The 16215-nt window shown below is 38.3% G+C and carries 16 protein-coding genes; 8 read left to right on the top strand and 8 right to left on the bottom strand.

What is annotated here, in order from left to right; all coding sequences use genetic code 11:
* Nucleotides 1–112: 112 nt before the first annotated feature.
* Nucleotides 113–1453 carry a 16S rRNA (cytosine(967)-C(5))-methyltransferase gene (locus ANA_RS05385; protein WP_015079040.1) on the top strand — a complete coding sequence of 447 codons (1341 nt, stop codon included), beginning with the start codon at nt 113–115 and terminating at the stop codon, nt 1451–1453.
* 227 nt (nt 1454–1680) lie between these two features.
* Here the strand turns inward: ANA_RS05385 and psb35 are convergent, their stop codons facing one another.
* Both psb35 and ANA_RS05375 read right to left on the bottom strand, forming a co-directional pair.
* Nucleotides 1681–1875, bottom strand: a complete 195-nt coding sequence (gene psb35 / locus ANA_RS05380; RefSeq protein WP_015079039.1) for a photosystem II assembly protein Psb35 — start codon at nt 1873–1875, stop codon at nt 1681–1683.
* A gap of 83 nt (nt 1876–1958) precedes the next feature.
* A complete protein-coding gene (locus ANA_RS05375) occupies nt 1959–4334 on the bottom strand; it encodes a transglycosylase domain-containing protein (RefSeq protein WP_015079038.1) in 2376 nt (791 codons plus the stop codon).
* A 263-nt stretch (nt 4335–4597) separates the two neighbouring features.
* On the opposite strand from ANA_RS05375, the gene folK reads away from it, so the two are divergent.
* Complete coding sequence (gene folK / locus ANA_RS05370) at nt 4598–5086, top strand: 2-amino-4-hydroxy-6-hydroxymethyldihydropteridine diphosphokinase (protein ID WP_015079037.1); 489 nt, start codon at nt 4598–4600, stop codon at nt 5084–5086.
* 99 nt (nt 5087–5185) lie between these two features.
* On the top strand, nt 5186–5734 hold the full coding sequence (locus tag ANA_RS05365) for an NUDIX hydrolase (protein WP_015079036.1): 549 nt from the start codon (nt 5186–5188) through the stop codon (nt 5732–5734).
* 30 nt (nt 5735–5764) lie between these two features.
* Here the strand turns inward: ANA_RS05365 and ANA_RS05360 are convergent, their stop codons facing one another.
* Nucleotides 5765–6544: a phosphate ABC transporter ATP-binding protein gene (locus tag ANA_RS05360; protein WP_041457730.1), complete on the bottom strand. Its 780-nt coding sequence runs from the start codon at nt 6542–6544 to the stop codon at nt 5765–5767.
* 153 nt (nt 6545–6697) lie between these two features.
* On the opposite strand from ANA_RS05360, the gene ANA_RS05355 reads away from it, so the two are divergent.
* The gene (locus tag ANA_RS05355) at nt 6698–7924 is read left to right on the top strand and encodes a tetratricopeptide repeat protein (protein WP_015079034.1); all 1227 of its coding nucleotides are present in this window, start codon (nt 6698–6700) and stop codon (nt 7922–7924) included.
* 516 nt (nt 7925–8440) lie between these two features.
* Nucleotides 8441–9682 (top strand): RNA-guided endonuclease InsQ/TnpB family protein, encoded by a 1242-nt coding sequence (locus tag ANA_RS05350; protein ID WP_015079033.1) that lies wholly within the window; start codon nt 8441–8443, stop codon nt 9680–9682.
* 5 nt (nt 9683–9687) lie between these two features.
* On the opposite strand, the gene ANA_RS05345 is transcribed toward ANA_RS05350, so the two are convergent.
* The 3 genes from ANA_RS05345 to cysT are packed head-to-tail and all read right to left on the bottom strand — an operon-like array spanning nt 9688 to nt 11705.
* Nucleotides 9688–9957, bottom strand: a complete 270-nt coding sequence (locus ANA_RS05345; RefSeq protein WP_015079032.1) for an NIL domain-containing protein — start codon at nt 9955–9957, stop codon at nt 9688–9690.
* Between the two features lie 52 nt (nt 9958–10009).
* Nucleotides 10010–10849 carry a sulfate ABC transporter permease subunit CysW gene (gene cysW, locus ANA_RS05340; RefSeq protein WP_015079031.1) on the bottom strand — a complete coding sequence of 280 codons (840 nt, stop codon included), beginning with the start codon at nt 10847–10849 and terminating at the stop codon, nt 10010–10012.
* The gene (gene cysT, locus ANA_RS05335) at nt 10836–11705 is read right to left on the bottom strand and encodes a sulfate ABC transporter permease subunit CysT (protein ID WP_015079030.1); all 870 of its coding nucleotides are present in this window, start codon (nt 11703–11705) and stop codon (nt 10836–10838) included. The genes cysW and cysT overlap by 14 nt, the downstream gene beginning before the upstream one ends.
* A 4-nt stretch (nt 11706–11709) precedes the next feature.
* Here cysT and ANA_RS27385 point away from each other — a divergent pair, with 4 nt between their 5' ends.
* Nucleotides 11710–11850, top strand: a complete 141-nt coding sequence (locus ANA_RS27385; protein ID WP_162471191.1) for a hypothetical protein — start codon at nt 11710–11712, stop codon at nt 11848–11850.
* 56 nt (nt 11851–11906) lie between these two features.
* Complete coding sequence (locus ANA_RS27380) at nt 11907–12128, top strand: hypothetical protein (RefSeq protein WP_235081953.1); 222 nt, start codon at nt 11907–11909, stop codon at nt 12126–12128.
* On the opposite strand, the gene ANA_RS05325 is transcribed toward ANA_RS27380, so the two are convergent.
* Complete coding sequence (locus ANA_RS05325; RefSeq protein ID WP_015079029.1) at nt 12107–13219, bottom strand: sulfate ABC transporter substrate-binding protein; 1113 nt, start codon at nt 13217–13219, stop codon at nt 12107–12109. The two genes, ANA_RS27380 and ANA_RS05325, sit on opposite strands and share 22 nt — an antisense overlap.
* Before the next feature lie 484 nt (nt 13220–13703).
* Between ANA_RS05325 and ANA_RS05320 the strand changes: the two genes are divergently transcribed.
* Complete coding sequence (locus ANA_RS05320) at nt 13704–14789, top strand: sulfate ABC transporter substrate-binding protein (protein WP_015079028.1); 1086 nt, start codon at nt 13704–13706, stop codon at nt 14787–14789.
* Nucleotides 14790–15388: 599 nt separating this feature from the next.
* Here ANA_RS05320 and ANA_RS05315 read toward each other — a convergent pair.
* Nucleotides 15389–16162: a class II glutamine amidotransferase gene (locus ANA_RS05315; RefSeq protein WP_015079027.1), complete on the bottom strand. Its 774-nt coding sequence runs from the start codon at nt 16160–16162 to the stop codon at nt 15389–15391.
* Nucleotides 16163–16215 lie beyond the last annotated feature (53 nt).

Genomic DNA, 16215 nt, shown 5'->3' with positions numbered 1-16215 from the left:
GTTTTACTATCGTTTTTATACTTCCAATCTTGTTTGGTAATTGTGATAAAAATATCTTGTATTCCTGTAACCTTTTAGCTAACCTGCAACTTACTTAATTTAAGTTAATTTCATGACCAATCCCCGTCAAGTGGCTTTTATTGCTCTCAAAGAAGTTCATAAAGGAGCTTATGCTGATGTTGCTTTAGATAGAGTGCTACAAAAGTTTAAGTTACCCGACAATAATCGGCGGTTAATGACAGAATTAGTTTATGGGAGTGTGAGAAGACAACGCACCCTTGATGCTATCATTGAGCAACTTGCTACTAAGAAAATTCAGCAACAGCCAAAAGACCTCCGCACCATTTTACATTTGGGTTTTTACCAACTGCGTTATCAAGAAAGAATTCCCGCTTCTGCGGCTGTAAATACTACTGTTGAATTAGCAAAGGAAAATGGTTTTCCTGGTTTAACTGGTTTTGTCAATGGTTTATTACGTCAATATCTCCGACTTGCAGAAAAATCTTCAGAACCGCTAAATTTACCGGAAAATCCGGTCGAAAGATTAGGTATTTTCCACAGTTTCCCTAATTGGATTATTGAAGTTTGGTTAAAAGAATTGGGTTTTGAAGAAACAGAAAAACTCGCTAATTGGATGAATCAAACCCCGACAATTGATTTACGGGTAAATATTCTTCGCAGTTCTTTAGAAGAGGTACAATCAGCTTTTGAATCTGCTGGTGTTTTAGTCAAACCCATTCCCCATTTACCCCAAGCTTTACGATTAATTGGTCATAACGGGGCAATTCAAAATCTACCTGGTTTTAATGAAGGTTGGTGGACTGTCCAAGATAGTAGCGCTCAATTAGTTGGTCATTTGCTTGACCCTCTGCCGGGGAATGTAGTGATTGATGTTTGTGCGGCACCAGGGGGAAAAACTACCCATATTGCCGAATTAATGGGAGATAAAGGCAAAATTTGGGCTTGTGATCAAACTGCTTCCCGGTTACGCAAATTAAAAGAAAATGCCCACCGTCTAAATTTACAATCTATCGAAATTTGTGCAGGAGATAGTCGCAACTTACCGCAATTCTACGATTCTGCTGACCGTGTATTAGTTGATGCTCCTTGCTCCGGTTTGGGGACTATGCACCGTCACGCTGATGCGCGTTGGCGACAAACACCAGATTCTGTGCAAAAACTTTCCCAACTCCAAAAAGAACTCCTATCACATAATGCAGGTTTTGTCAAGGCTGGTGGTGTTTTAGTTTACGCAACTTGTACGCTGCATCCAGCGGAGAATGAACAGGTAATTACGGAGTTTTTAGCCGCAAATCCCCATTGGCAAATTGAACCTCACTCTTTTGATTTATTTAATGATACTGCTCCTGGTTGGTTAAAAGTCTGGCCTCATCAACAGGATATGGATGGTTTTTTCATGGTGCGCTTAAGAAAAACTCAGGATTTCGAGTGAATACCAATACTGATTGTAAGATTTAACAGTTTTGCGTAATTCCCCACCCTCAATGTACTCCTCTCCCAATTGGAAGAGTTGAGCAAGTCTAGTGCAACTAATCCAGTAGCCTACACTACACTGCTCAAACAAATTCAAACGCTTTACCGTTTTTGGGTTGACCTACAGAATTAGGGAGGCAGGAGGCAGGGGAGAATATTTCTTGCCTATTGCCTATTGCCTATTACCTACTCTTTTTCAACCTTGGGGATAATGTTGGGACGATCTTTATTTTCCCAACCGGGGGGACGTTTGGAGTTGTACCAAGCAATTGAACCGATGGTGACAGCAGCGATAAAACCCACCACATACACCAAAGTAAACGCTAAGGGAAAGTGATTTCCAGTGTCTAGCACTGGGACTTGGAGCAATAAATAACTCATGATTATATTCGGCTAATGTAGGTTACAGTTCTTCATAAAGTATAAACTCAGCGAATCCCCTACATCTACCCTAGGAAAAATCTTTACGGTGAAGAATTGGGCTTGAGTCTTTCCCTCCAGGAAGGTTGTGATGATGAAGATCCTTGAGAATTATTCTCTACAGGGGAAGATGACTTTACCTGACCTGATTCTTTGCTGCTCCTGCGTCGTGAACGAGATGATTTAGGAGTAGAGTCGCTATTAGATTCTTTCCTGCGATTGCTTCGTCTTCTGCTCGAGGAAGCCAGTGGATCATTATTTTGTTGACTATAGCGTCGTTTCCGTCTTGGTCTACGTTCTGATGAATTTGCCGAATCTTCCGACTGATTATTGGTTCTTCTGCGTCTGCGTCTGGTTGATGAATCAGAATTGTCGGTATTGTCCTCATCTGATTTTTGATTATAATCATCAACCGATTTATGGAGAATTTTTTTCGGTTTGAGAGGTTGGGCTTTGATAGTACCTTTGCGATTTTCTAAATTAGGTCGGGGTGGAAATTTTTCTACCGGCATTCCCTCTACGGCTTTTTCCATAAACTCATGCCAAGCATAAGCTGCACTACCACTATTACCATAGGTAGGGGTGTTATCATCATTCCCTAACCACACCCCAGCCACTAACTGAGGAATATAACCAATAAACCATAAATCACGGGATTCATCGGTAGTGCCTGTTTTGCCGGCAACTTGTCTATCATCTAATTGAGCCGCAGCACCAGTGCCATCGGTGACAACATTTCTTAACATCCAAGTCATGATGGCGCTAGTATCAGGATCTAAAACTTGCTTAGATTCATATTTGGCTGACCAAATGACATCTCCTTCGCGGTTGAGAATGCGCCGAATGCCATGAGCTTCTATATAATTTCCTTGGTTGGTAAATGTACCATAGGCGTTGGTTAATTCTAATAAGTTGACTTCATTAGAACCAAGAGCCAAGGAATAGTTAGGTTTGAGTTCTGACTTAATGCCCATGTCATGGGCAAGTTTAATGGTGGGTTCAAAACCTATTTCTATTAAGAGTTTTACCGCAATTGTATTGATAGACTTGGTGAGAGCGTCTCTGATATTTAACCAACCAGAGAATTTGTTATGGGAATTTTTTGGCTCATAACCATCTATTGATAAAGGTTCATCTAAATAACTATCGTAGGGACTTTTACCAGTAGCGATCGCTGTAGCATAGACGAAACCCTTAAAAGTAGATCCTGGTTGTCGTTGGGCTTGAGTTACACGATTAAACTGGTTTTTGCTAAAGTCTTTACCACCTACCATGGCCTGAATTTCCCCACTCCGAGGATCTATGGCAACCATGGCCGCTTGTTTAAAGTTTTGCCACTGACCTTCATTTTTTAATATTTTAGCAACTGCGGCTTCTGCTGCTTGTTGGGAAATGGGGTTTAAGGTTGTTTCTACTACTAAACCACCACTAGCTAAGACATCAGCGCCCAGGTACTTGGGCAGTTCTTTCTGAACATAGCTAGTAAAGTAGGGAAAATTAACTTGTAACCGTTTGGGTAAACTGCTGTTAACTGTTAATGCTTCTTGTATAGCTGCTTGTTTTTGTTCCGGTGTAATTATGCCATCTTCTAGCATCCGCTGTAACACCAAATTTCGTCGTTCTGTAGCTATTTTGGGGTTTTTATCGGGTCCATAGACGTTAGGTGCAGGAGCTAAACCAGCCAGGGTGGCCATTTCTGATAAAGTCAGTTGATCTACGGATTTACTAAAGTATACCCAAGCCGCATCTCCGACACCGTAAGCTCCAGAGCCTAAATAAACGAGATTTAAATAACGTTCGAGAATCTGATCTTTAGTCAATTGTCGCTCTATTTTTTGGGATAACCGGACTTCTTTGAGTTTACGCCAAAAGGTTTTTTCTGGTTTAAGGAAGAGAATTCGCGCTACTTGTTGGGTGATGGTACTACCACCTTCTCCTATATTTTGCGATCGCAAATTATTGATAACTGCTCTGGCAATTCCTTGGGGATCAAATCCATTGTGTTGATTAAATCTTCTGTCTTCTGAAGCAATAAAAGCTTTTTTTAAAGTATCTGGTATTTGCTCTATTTTCAGCACTTCTCTGGTAGCTTCTCCCTGCTGTTGTAGAACACTACCATCACCAGCTTTAATTGTCAGAGTTTGCTCTCGTACCAATGCTCTGAGTGCAGACTGATCTGGTAAATTTTTATCTATTTCTAAGATTGTGTAATGGAAAGCAATGATCCCACTACCAACACCTAACCCAGCCCAAAACCAAAAACGACGATAAAAGGGTTTATCGCTGCTGGCAATTTTGCCCAAGATTCCCGATGATAGAGTTGTCATCTGGGTGATTAACTGCTTTGCCTTCACCTGCATTCTCGGTAGTAAGTTTTCATTTGTGGACTCGTCATTTTGTTGATGATTACCTAATGGCAATGGCAGTTTCTCCTGTTTGGTTTGAACGCAACATTTCTGCGTTAATATAATAACCCATATAATACCTCATAAATCATTAACTTAATTCAGTGGTAATATATGTTTTCTACAAAGCTATATTATTGATATTAATATCATTTATGACAATTAAATCATGCAATTTTTGCATAAGAGAACTCCGAAAATCACAGAATCATCATGAATTTTCCTCCCTGTGTCTCCCTGCTCCCTTCAGTTCAACAATTAACTAGGAGTCCGATAGAATGCTAAACAATGCGGCTAGAACTGCGATCGCTCTCGGTAGTAACATTGGCAATTCCCAAGGCATTTTAGCAGGAGCTTTAGAAGCTTTAGCTCAAACATCCGGCATAACTATAGAAGCCAAATCGAGTTGGTATCGAACTAAAGCCATAGGACCAACTCAGCCTGATTACTTAAATGGTTGCGCGATCTTACTTGTGCAAATGTCACCACAGACTTTATTACAACAACTACTAACAATTGAACAAAAGTTTGGGCGTGAGCGTCAGGAGCATTGGGGGCCACGCACCCTAGATTTAGATTTGTTATTATATGATGACTTAATTTTACATCAGCCAAACCTGCAAATTCCCCATCCCCGCATGACTGAACGAGCTTTTGTTTTAGTTCCTTTAGTAGAAATTGCTCCAGATTGGATAGATCCTATATCTCAAAGAGTAATTCGAGATTTACTGCTAGAGATAGACACGAATGATGTACATTTATTGTAGCGGGTGAAAAAATTACCATTTTTGCCACCCAAAAAGAACTGATAACCACAAAAAACCCCCGTATACGTTCTCTGTATTCACAGACGGTAGAATTTTACTATGCCATTAGGTAGAGAATTACCACAGTTGCTGAAGCAACACTTATTTTATAAAGGACGCAAATTTAACTTTGAAGTTAATCGTTTGCGTTTACCCAACAAATCTGAAGGGGAATGGGAATGTATTCGTCATCCCGGCGGTGCTTTGGCTATACCCATAACCGCAGAAGGTAAGCTTGTACTTGTGCGTCAATATCGGTTTGCAGTCCAGGGAAGACTGTTAGAATTTCCAGCGGGAACTGTAGAACCCAATGAAGATCCTTTAGAAACAGTTAAACGGGAAATTGAAGAAGAAACTGGTTATCATGCTCGTCAGTGGGATAAGTTAGGAGAATTTTTTCTTGCTCCTGGTTATTCCGATGAAATTATCTATGCTTTTATTGCTAGAGATTTAGAAAAGCTGGAAACACCACCAGAACAAGATGAAGATGAAGACATAGAAACAGTATTACTAACTCCTGAAGAATTGGAAAAAGCCATTTTGACAGGAGAACCTGTAGATGCTAAATCTATTGCTAGTTTTTTCCTGTTGCGTTCATTTTTAAAGTAGGGAACAGGGGGCAGGGAGAAGAGGCTATAATTATCGGGAATAACTACCAGCGTAATCGCGGATACGATAATCTGTGGCTTGAGCTAAAACTTTTTTAGTTGATGCAAATTCTCGTAATTGTCCCACATGATTTTCATTGTATTGAAATAAAGCTGTAAAATCTGCGAGACGAGAGACTTGCTGGATGTTTTGAGAGATAAATATAATTGTCAGTTCAGAACGCAAACACTCAATTAGTTCTTCAATTTTTGTGGTGGTAATGGGATCAAGTCCACAACAAAGCTCATCCATCAGAATAACTTGAGGTTTAACGGCTAAAGCGCGAGCAATGCACAACCTTTGTTGTTGTCCACAAGAGAGTTCCAAAGCTGGTTTATAGAGCTTATTTTTGACTTCTTCCCAAATATCCGCAGATTTAAGAGCTAACTCGACAATTTCATCTAATTCTGATTTTGGTCGCCAGCCAATTAATTTTACACCGTAAGCAACGTTATCATAACTGCTCATGGGAAAAAGATTGGGTTTGGAGTAAATTGTACTAATTTGACGACGGAGACGATTGAGATTAATCCGCCGTTCATAAATATTTTGCCCAAAAAATTCGATTTTTCCTTGGGTTTGGACTTCTCCCTCTAAGTCACTCATGCGGTTGAGAGACTTCAAAAAAGTAGATTTCCCGCAACCACTAGGTCCCATAATGGCAATAATTTTATTTTGGGGAATATCCATTGACAGATTTTCCAGAATTTTTTGCTTATTGTAGTAAAAACTAAAGTTTTTGACACTTATGGCGGGAATTATTTTACTCATATTCAAGAATAAGGATTTAAGAGGAAGAAAGAAAAAAGCCGAAAATTTGGCATCAGAATACTTGTAAAACTTGATATTTGCTTATAACCTAAATTATGCCCTCTATTGATCTACAATGCTGCGTTTAATTAATGTAAAAAAGGTAAATTAACCATGATACAGCGGTTTATTTTCATCATTACTACTATCATTGTCTGGCATTTGTGTATTTCTAACACATTAGCCAAAGAAAAAAAAATTGAAGATTTGGATAAGTTCCCTCCTAGTCCCTTAGAAATAACTATAACTGACCCGATATTGCCAAATTTACCAGATAAACGGGAATTAACATTAACAGAATTGGAAAAATTAAAGACGGATTTAGATGGATTAAATCAAGAGGCACAGGTGACACTACAAGGAGAAGATAAAAAGAAAGCCTTTGAGATTTGGAATCGTGAACTAAGATTGAGACGCTTTTTAGGCACATTGTCTGAGGTAGAAGCGTTATCAAGAGTGGGAGAAATCGCTTGGAATCAAAATGAACGGGAACAGGTGCGATATATTAGTCAGCGATTACAAGTAATTCAAAGCGAGATAGGAAAACAGAAAAGTACCGATTTACAATTATGGCAATCCCTGGGGAAAGCTTATCAAAAAATCCGGTTTCCTAAATTGGGAATATTGGCTTATGAACAAATTTTGATCTTAGTAAAACAACAACAAGATTCATCTGGAGAAATGGAGACTTTAAAAAATATTGGAGAATTACATTTAAGTTGGTTTGATTATCCCCAAGCTGCTAATACTTACCAAAAACTGTTAGATTTAGCAATTAATCAGGGTGATAAAACTAATGAATTAGGATATTTACAACAGTTAGCTTATATCTATTCCCAAGGAAAACAACCACAAGCAGCAATAGATATATTAAATAAATTAGTCCAAGTTTATACTCGTGAACAAAATTTGAGTCAAATTCCAGCTTTGAAATTAGCGATAGCTGCAAATTATGAATCTCTAGCTCAAAAAGATCCCAATTTAAAACAACAGGCTTTTGATAATTATCAAGCAGCTTATACTGGTGCATGGCAATTAGAACAATACGCTAAAGCTGGAGAAGCATTAGAGAAATTAATTACTTTTTATCGTTCACAAAAACAGATAGATGCGGCTTTACAAACTAGCCAAATTCTCATAGAAACACAAACATTAGCTAACAATTCTTATGGTTTAATGTCAGCTTATGACCAAATTGGTGACTTATATTTAGAACGCCGAGAATCTACACAAGCATTAACAGCATTTCAGAAAGGATTAGAAATAGCTCAACAACTTAAATATCAAGAATTATACTTTACTCAAAAAATTGAAAAGTTAAAACCTGAGATAAAAATGTAGAGAATATCAAGATAAATAAAAAAGTCCGCTAACGCGGACTCTGGACATTGGATAAGGTTAAGTTGTCACCAAGAGAGCCTACAAGATGTTAGACTTATTTATATTTTTACTAATTGATTTGAGAAAATCAAGTGGTTTGATTTAAGAATTAGGACATAATTCCGATATTTATGTCTGAAAAAAAAGGAGTTTATTGATGATTATTTTTACAGATGGATATCTCCCATTGCTTAAAAAGGTGAGGAATCTGAGAAATTGCGGACATAACTAAGATTGTTTTGTCTAAGAGGATGCTTGAAAAGTCTTTGGTCATGTATCCAAAATCTTGATATCCCCCTAAATCCCCCTTAAAAACGGGAGTTAGGGGGGATATTGATACAACTGAGCGATAATTCTCCTCCATCTCCTGTGGCTCACCAGCCGCGGCAGGAGCGGTTTTAACCGCTGTGGTCTTTCGGACATCTTGACAACCCCTATATCTTTCGCTAGGATAACTTCAGTTACAGCGAAACTAAAATGTATCTGACTCAAAAGAATCAAATACGGGGACTCAAAGCTAATGAATTTACAGCCCTGAAAGAACTCTGTAGACTGAGTAAGAATCTCTACAATGTAGGACTTTACACAGTTAGGCAGTATTACTTTCAAGAGCGGAAACATTTAAAATATGAGTCTAACTATCACTATTGTAAAGGAAATGAGAACTATCGGATGCTTAACACCGATATTGCTCAACAAACACTGAAGGTAGTTGATAGAACTTTTCGCAGTTTCTACGGATTGATTACCTCAGTTAAATCTGGATCTTACAGTAGTAAAGTAAGACTACCTCATTATCTGCCCAAGGAGGGATATTTCCCTTTGATCATGCCCAGAGTCAAAGTTAAAGATGGGAAATTTCGGATTCCTATGTCTACCGCTTTCAAGGCTCAATCTGGTGAAATCTGGATACCATTTCCTAATAGATTAAACCAAGAGACTCTTAAAGAAGTTCGCATCCTCCCAAAATATAATGGGCGTTTTTTTGAGGTTGAATTCATCTCTGAAGCTGAAGAAACACCGATTGAGACTAAAGCCGAAAGTGCTATTGGCATTGACTTGGGACTTGATAATCTAGCGACTTGCATTGACACCAATGGGGCATCCTTTATTTTGGATGGCAAACCACTTAAATCCTTCAACCAATGGTTCAATAAGGAAAATGCTAGACTGCAATCTATTAAAGATTTGCAGAAAATCAAGGGAACTACAGAGCGTCAAGCTAGACTAGCTGTTAATCGCAATGCCAAAATTCGAGATTATTTAAATAAAGCTGCTAGGTACGTTATCAACCATTGCATTGAGCATCGCATTGATAAGCTGGTAGTTGGATTCAATATTGAGATGAAGCAATCCATCAATATTGGTTCCCGTAATCATCAGAACTTCGTACAGATTCCCCACAGTAGTTTTAGATTTAAACTGAAAGCTCTCTGTGAGAGATACGGAATCAAGTATGTAGAACAGGAAGAGTCCTATACTAGTAAGGCTAGTTTTTTAGACAATGATAATATTCCTGTTTTTAATGCCGACAATCCCAAAAAGCACGAATTCTCTGGCAAGCGAATTCAGCGGGGTCTGTATCGTACTCAATTTGGTATTTTAGTGAACGCAGACTGCAATGGTGCAGCCAATATTCTCAAAAAAAGTAAGCACAATGCTTTAAGCGGAGTGTCTAGTGGCTGTTTGGCACAGCCTTTACGAGTGAAAATCTCCTAAGAATCTCAGCGGCTTGGCTCCCTGAGAGTGTCAACCCAAACTTGCAATTTCAATTCTTGTAAATAGGTTAACCCATTTTGAATTTGTCCATTTGTTCCTTGTAAATCTAAATCAAACCAACCATCACCTACAGCATCCTGTCCGAGAATTGCGGCTTTGATATTCACAGTCAAGCCATATTCGGAAACTAGGCGAGAAATTACAGGTTCTTGATGATGATCTTGGGGAATTCTGACGCGAATTCGCTTGTTTATCAGGGTATTTTCACTACTCATAACCACCTCTAAGATGTAATTTAATAGTTGTCTGGAAATTACCTATTACCCATTATTCAACTTCTTTAATTTCAGTTTTTCGTTCTATGATTTCCTTCAGAATCAAGGTGATAACTGCCAGAAATGCTAACAATACAGCAGCAGAAAAAGCAGCTTCTGTTTCATATTGTTTGTAAGCATCTTCCACAAATAATGGTAAAGTCTGGGTTGTATTGGCAATGTTACCAGATACCACAGAAACTGCACCAAATTCACCCATGGCTCTGGCATTTGTCAAGATTAAACCGTAGAGTAACCCCCAACGAATACTCGGTAAAGTTACCCGCCAAAAAGTTTGCCAATCGTTTGCACCTAATGTTCTGGCAGCTTCTTCCTGATCTTTGCCAAATTCTTCTAAGACAGGAATTACTTCTCTGGCCACAAAAGGCATACTCACAAAAGCGGTAGCCATAAGCATCCCTGGAAAAGCAAAGACAATTTTAATATCATGGGCTTGTAACCAAGGACCAAACCAGCCCTGTCTCCCGTACAATAAGACTATCATTAGCCCAGCGACGACTGGGGAGATGGAAAAGGGCAAATCAATGATACTGAGAACTATAGCGCGTCCAGGGAATTTATGTCGAGCGATCGCCCAAGCCGCACATAATCCAAATACGGCATTCACAGGGATAGAAATAGCAGCCAGTAACAGGGTTAACCAAGCTGCGTGGAGAAATTCCGGTTTTGCCAGGTTAGATAAAAATGGTCCAGTTCCCTTTTTGAAAGCTTCAAAAAAAACATTAATAGCTGGAATATATTGAACCAGAAATAGGTAGGAAATTGCCACGCCAATTAAAACTGCCGGTACCCAACTCTGTTTTTTTGGCCTTTTAACTTTATCTATTGTCATATCTTCTTGCCCAAGCTTGTAAGAAATTAATTGCTAATAACATTACCAAAGAAATTCCTAATAAAACCACACCAATTACAGTTGCACCAGCATAGTCATATTGTTCCAACCGCTGGAAAATTAACACAGGTGCAATCAAATCTTTATAGGGTGTATTAGAAGAAATAATTACTGTTGAACCATACTCCCCAACTGCGCGGGAAAAACCCAAAGCTACACCAGTTAAAATTGTCGGAAATAAAGGCGGTAAAATCACTTTCCAAAAAGTTTGCCATTCAGAAGCACCTAAACTCCAAGCAGCTTCTTCAATTTCCGATTCCATTTCTTGCAGAACAGGTTGCACAGTTCTTACTATAAAGGGTAACGATATAAATATCATTGCCACTCCTACCCCCAAGCGAGTAAAAGATACCTTAATCCCCATTGGTGCTAACAATGAACCCAACCAACCATTCTCACTGTAAACTGTTGCCAGTGTTAAACCTGCTACGGAAGTTGGCAAAGCAAAGGGTAAATCTACTGTGGCATCAATAATCCGTTTCAAAGGAAAATCGTAACGCACTAATACCCAAGCAATCAAAGTTCCAAACACACCATTCAGCAAAGCTGCAAATAATGAAGTAACAAAGGTAACATTATAAGTTGCTAATGCTAACTCGCTGGTGGCAATTTCCCAAAACTTCGCAGGAGCTACCGTACCAGCTTTGAGAAACATGGCCACAATGGGAATAAATAACATCACAGTTAGATATCCCAAAGTAATCCGCCAAGTCCAAGGAAGATGAATCAAATTATCTACAAATACCTTCCAAATGGGAGGTTTAATATTAGTTTTTACAGCCGCAGATTCAGTCATAATTTTGTTAGTTGTCAGTTTTCAGTTGTTAGTAGGGGCGAAGCATTTGGAAGATAAATTATCGGTCATTGCCAAAAATAGTTCTCCAAATGCTTCGCCCGTACAGTTGTTAGTTGTTAGTAGGGGCGAAGCATTTGGAAGATAAATTATCGGTCATTGCCAAAAATAGTTCTCCAAATGCTTCGCCCGTACAGTTGTTAGTTGTTAGTAGGGGCGAAGCATTTGGAAGATAAATTATCGGTCATTGCCAAAAATAGTTCTCCAAATGCTTCGCCCGTACAGTTGTTAGTTGTTAGTTGTCAATTACCAATTACCAATTACCAATCACCAATCACCAATCACCAATCACCAATTACCAATCACCAATCACCAATTACCAATTACCAATCACCAATTACCAATTACCGTTTATTTTTAGCTTGAATTTGGTCAAAAATTGCCCCATCATTAAAGAACTTTTTCTGAACAGCATCCCAACCACCTAATTCTTGAACTGTACCTAAAGTTTTTATTTGGGGATATTTGTCAGCAAATTCTTTAATCTTAGCTACTGTTTCATCTACAGGACGAAATCCTACTTTAGCAAATTCCCGTTGTGCTTCGGGGGTAAACAAATATTTAACAAAAGCTTCTGCTACTTCACGATTACCATGTTTATCAACATTTTTATCCACAACAGCAATAGGATTATCAATGGAGATATTTATATCAGGAAGAATGTAATTTGTTTTTTCACCCTTGTCTTTTGCCAAAACAATTTCGTTTTCATAGTTAATCAAAGCATCACCTTGACCTTGTTTAAAAAATGCGTCTGTAGCTTCACGGGCATCTTTGGTTAATACAGGGACATTTTTATAAACTTTGGTCACAAAATCAATAGCTTTAATTTCATCTCCACCAGTTTTAATGACTGAATTCCAAAGGGCGAGAAAATTCCACCGCGCTACCCCAGAAGTTTTCGGATCTGCGGTAATTAGTTTAACATTATCTTTGGCTAAATCAGCCCAATTCTTAATCCCTTTGGGGTTGCCTTCACGAGTTACTAAAGCTGCAACAGACTTAGAAACAATACCATTATTAGGAAATTCTTTCTCCCACCCAGGTTGAATTAATCCCGCTTTTTCAATTTTTTGCGTATCTAAAGCCAGGGCTAGATGAACAATATCTGCTTCTAAACCATCAACCACCGCACGAGTTTGCGAACCAGAACCACCATAGCTTTGTTTAAATACTACAGTTTGGTTATGTTCCTTTTGCCATTTTTCCACAAATTTGGGAATAATAGCGGCGTGAGCAGCTTTGGTGACAGCAAAGGATACAAGGGTTAATTCTACATTCTGTTTTTTACCCGTATCAGTAGTTGCACTAGGTAAATTACCAGTGTTTGTCCCAGAGCAAGCAGCAAGAGATACACTTAATACTGTCCCTACTAAGAAAAGTGATATAAAGCCTTTGAGAGAATTGGGACTGAACCCAAGTTGTACTCTTTTAAGTGATTGTTGCCACAAATTCATCTTTTGTCCTTCTGTGAGACTACGGTTAATTAATGAAAATACCATTATTGCAGGTATCTGGTTATCAAAACTAGTAAAAACTGCATATTGACGATAGGGAATATGGTGATTTTACCAGTTTCAAGAAAAATTACAATGCCTTTCAATGATAAGTATCAATTTTTAATTATCTTTATGGAGGTTTTCAGGAAATTACTTAACTAATTCTCAATTTTTAATACTTTATCTAAACAAGGATTTAAAAATAAATATAGAATTTAATTTGTTAAAAGATTTGCCATATAAACTTTATAGGCATTAAAAGCTGAAAAAACATATTCGCAATATTTAATACATACAATACCCGATAGGAAAATAGTTGTTTTTAAGTGCAAAAACTATTGATTTTATTTATGACATCTGGTAAGCTCTTTCTCTAGAGGTTAAATACGTTATCTTTACAGAGTTACCGTAGATTAGATTTAAGCCAATTTTAGGACATCCCATGACAGATAATTCTTCCAACACCGCAAAATTTGTTCCCATGACAAAGCCGTTTTTTCCTGCTTTATTCTTAGCAACAGGTTTAAGTATAAGCACTATTTTGCCTGTATTTGCAGGTACAGCCCAGAAAACGCAACTAATTAGTCAAAGCGGTAAAAAAGTTGAACTTACCTTAGTTACTTACGCAGTCACCAAAGCGGCTTACTCAAAAATTATTCCCAATTTTGTGGCGAAATGGAAAAGAGAAAAAGGTCAAGATGTTGAAATTAAAGAAAGCTACGGTGGTTCTGGCTCGCAAACTCGCGCTGTCATTGACGGTTTAGGTGCAGATGTGGTAGCATTAGCATTGGCTGGAGATATTACAAAAATTGAACAAGCCGGTTTAATTAAACCAGGTTGGGAAAAAGAAGCTCCGAATAATGCAATTGTTACCCGTTCAGTAGTTGCCCTAGAAACTCGCGCTGGTAATCCGAAAAAGATCAAGACTTGGACTGATTTAGTAAGACCTGATGTAAAACTTGTTACTGCAAACCCTAAGACATCAGGTGGAGCTAAATGGAATTTTCTCGCTTTATGGGGTTCAGTAGTTAAGAATGGCGGAAATGATGCCCAGGCGTTAAAGTTTGTAACAGATGTGTTTAAAAATGTAGTTGTATTACCCAAAGATGCCAGAGAATCAAGTGATGCTTTTTACAAAAAAGGTCAGGGTGATGTATTAATAAACTATGAAAACGAAGTCATTTTAGCTGCACAGCAAGGCAAAACAGATACTTCTTACATAGTTCCTCCAGTAAATATCTCTATAGATGCACCCGTTGCAGTTGTGGATAAAAATGTTGATAAGCATGGAAATCGTGAGGTTTCTGAAGCTTTTGTCAAGTTCCTTTTCACTCCAGAAGCACAACGTGAATTTGCTAAAGTTGGTTTTCGTCCAGTTGACCCAACTGTGTCCAAAGAAGTAAAAAGTAAATTCCCTTATATTGCCCGACTCTACACTGTAGCTGATCTTGGCGGTTGGAGTGGTGTCCAGAAGAAATTCTTTGCAGATGGTGCGATTTTTGATAAAATTCAACGGGGAAGACGCTAAGTATAGCAATTCTTGATTGATTGTAATATATTCTTGGGTCACGGTGTAGACAAAGTTTTTGTAGCGATGCAGGATTTTTGCAACCGTGATTTACAGCACTTTCCGGTGTTATGAGGTACATATCCAGCGGGCAAGATGCCCGCACTACAAGAGTTTCATAATTCAAGTTTGTACCTCATGAGAGCGAAATCTGCTGTAAGAACAATTACGACGGACTTCTGTTTTTTCCCAAGTGCCAATTATTATATTAACTAGTAGTGATGGAGCTTTTGATCGAGTTCGGGCTAAGAGGATGTTTTAAAAGTTTTTAATGTGTAAACAGACCCCTCTCCAAACCTCTCCCCTGGTAGGGGAGAGGCTTTAAAAACCCCCTTCCCTTGTAGGGAAGGGGGGAAGGGGGGTTAGGTTTTTGGAGATTATGGGTTTCATATAATACTTTTCAAACAACCTCTAAGGTATTTGGGGCAACTGATTTTATTAATAAACCTATCAAAAAGGAGCAGATATTTACAATATTAAATAAGCATTTACTAACAAGTTCTAGAAATGAATATCTCCAGAATTTTGCTTTGTCTTATTAATAAAATAGTTGTCAAAAATTAGGCAAATTTTAGGGGTAAACCATCCTGAAATATGAGTAATTCTCCCGGTTGTATTTGTGTCCAAACTTCGTTATCAGTTAGGGGTGTAGTCACAATCACAGCCACGCGATCTTTAGATGTAGTCAATTCACTAAAATCTACAGTCATCTCTTCATCAATTAAATGAGCCGCAGCAAAAGGCGCTTGTCTAATAATGTAGCAAAGTTTAGTTGAGCAATAGGTGAAAAAATGCTCACCATCTGATAATATGTAGTTAAAAGATCCAAAGGCTGCTATTTCTTTGGTAATTTCATGTAATGTCTGATAAAGTTCCTTTAGCGGTGGTTGTTCTTGAGGAAAATGCGATCGCAAAGTATTAAGAATTAGGCAAAATGCTTTTTCGCTGTCCGTAGTCCCCACAGGTTGAAAAATACCATTATTTTCCGGGTTAAAGTCTGGTAAATTACCATTATGAGCAAATACCCAATATCTTCCCCACAGTTCCCGACGGAAAGGATGACAGTTTTCCAAGGCTATTTTGCCTTGAGTAGCTTTGCGGATATGGGCAATTACATGAGTAGAATGAATGGGATACTGACGGATAAAATCGGCAATTGGTGACGCGATAGAGGCTTCAGCGTCTAGAAAAATTCGACATCCTTTGCCTTCAAAAAAAGCAATTCCCCAACCGTCGCTATGTTCATCTGTTTTTCCTCCCCTGGCAGAAAAACCTTCAAAGGAAAAGCAAATGTCTGTCGGTACGTTGCAATTCATTCCTAGCAGTTGGCACATTAGTTTTGTAGTTGTAAAGATCAACTAAAGAATAACTGATTATTTTTGATGGA

This window comes from Anabaena sp. 90, from assembly GCF_000312705.1.
Taxonomy (GTDB): domain Bacteria; phylum Cyanobacteriota; class Cyanobacteriia; order Cyanobacteriales; family Nostocaceae; genus Dolichospermum; species Dolichospermum lemmermannii.
This window is presented reverse-complemented; position numbering and strand designations above follow the sequence as displayed.

Bases quoted from the DNA above. Each gene is read 5' to 3' on its own strand.
- ANA_RS05385 (WP_015079040.1), top strand. From the start codon at position 113: ATGACCAATCCCCGTCAAGTGGCTTTTATTGCTCTCAAAGAAGTTCAT.
- psb35 (WP_015079039.1), bottom strand. From the start codon at position 1,875: ATGAGTTATTTATTGCTCCAAGTCCCAGTGCTAGACACTGGAAATCAC.
- folK (WP_015079037.1), top strand. From the start codon at position 4,598: ATGCTAAACAATGCGGCTAGAACTGCGATCGCTCTCGGTAGTAACATT.
- ANA_RS05365 (WP_015079036.1), top strand. From the start codon at position 5,186: ATGCCATTAGGTAGAGAATTACCACAGTTGCTGAAGCAACACTTATTT.
- ANA_RS05360 (WP_041457730.1), bottom strand. From the start codon at position 6,544: ATGAGTAAAATAATTCCCGCCATAAGTGTCAAAAACTTTAGTTTTTAC.
- ANA_RS05355 (WP_015079034.1), top strand. From the start codon at position 6,698: ATGATACAGCGGTTTATTTTCATCATTACTACTATCATTGTCTGGCAT.
- ANA_RS05350 (WP_015079033.1), top strand. From the start codon at position 8,441: ATGTATCTGACTCAAAAGAATCAAATACGGGGACTCAAAGCTAATGAA.
- ANA_RS05345 (WP_015079032.1), bottom strand. From the start codon at position 9,957: ATGAGTAGTGAAAATACCCTGATAAACAAGCGAATTCGCGTCAGAATT.
- cysW (WP_015079031.1), bottom strand. From the start codon at position 10,849: ATGACAATAGATAAAGTTAAAAGGCCAAAAAAACAGAGTTGGGTACCG.
- cysT (WP_015079030.1), bottom strand. From the start codon at position 11,705: ATGACTGAATCTGCGGCTGTAAAAACTAATATTAAACCTCCCATTTGG.
- ANA_RS05325 (WP_015079029.1), bottom strand. From the start codon at position 13,219: ATGAATTTGTGGCAACAATCACTTAAAAGAGTACAACTTGGGTTCAGT.
- ANA_RS05320 (WP_015079028.1), top strand. From the start codon at position 13,704: ATGACAGATAATTCTTCCAACACCGCAAAATTTGTTCCCATGACAAAG.
- ANA_RS05315 (WP_015079027.1), bottom strand. From the start codon at position 16,162: ATGTGCCAACTGCTAGGAATGAATTGCAACGTACCGACAGACATTTGC.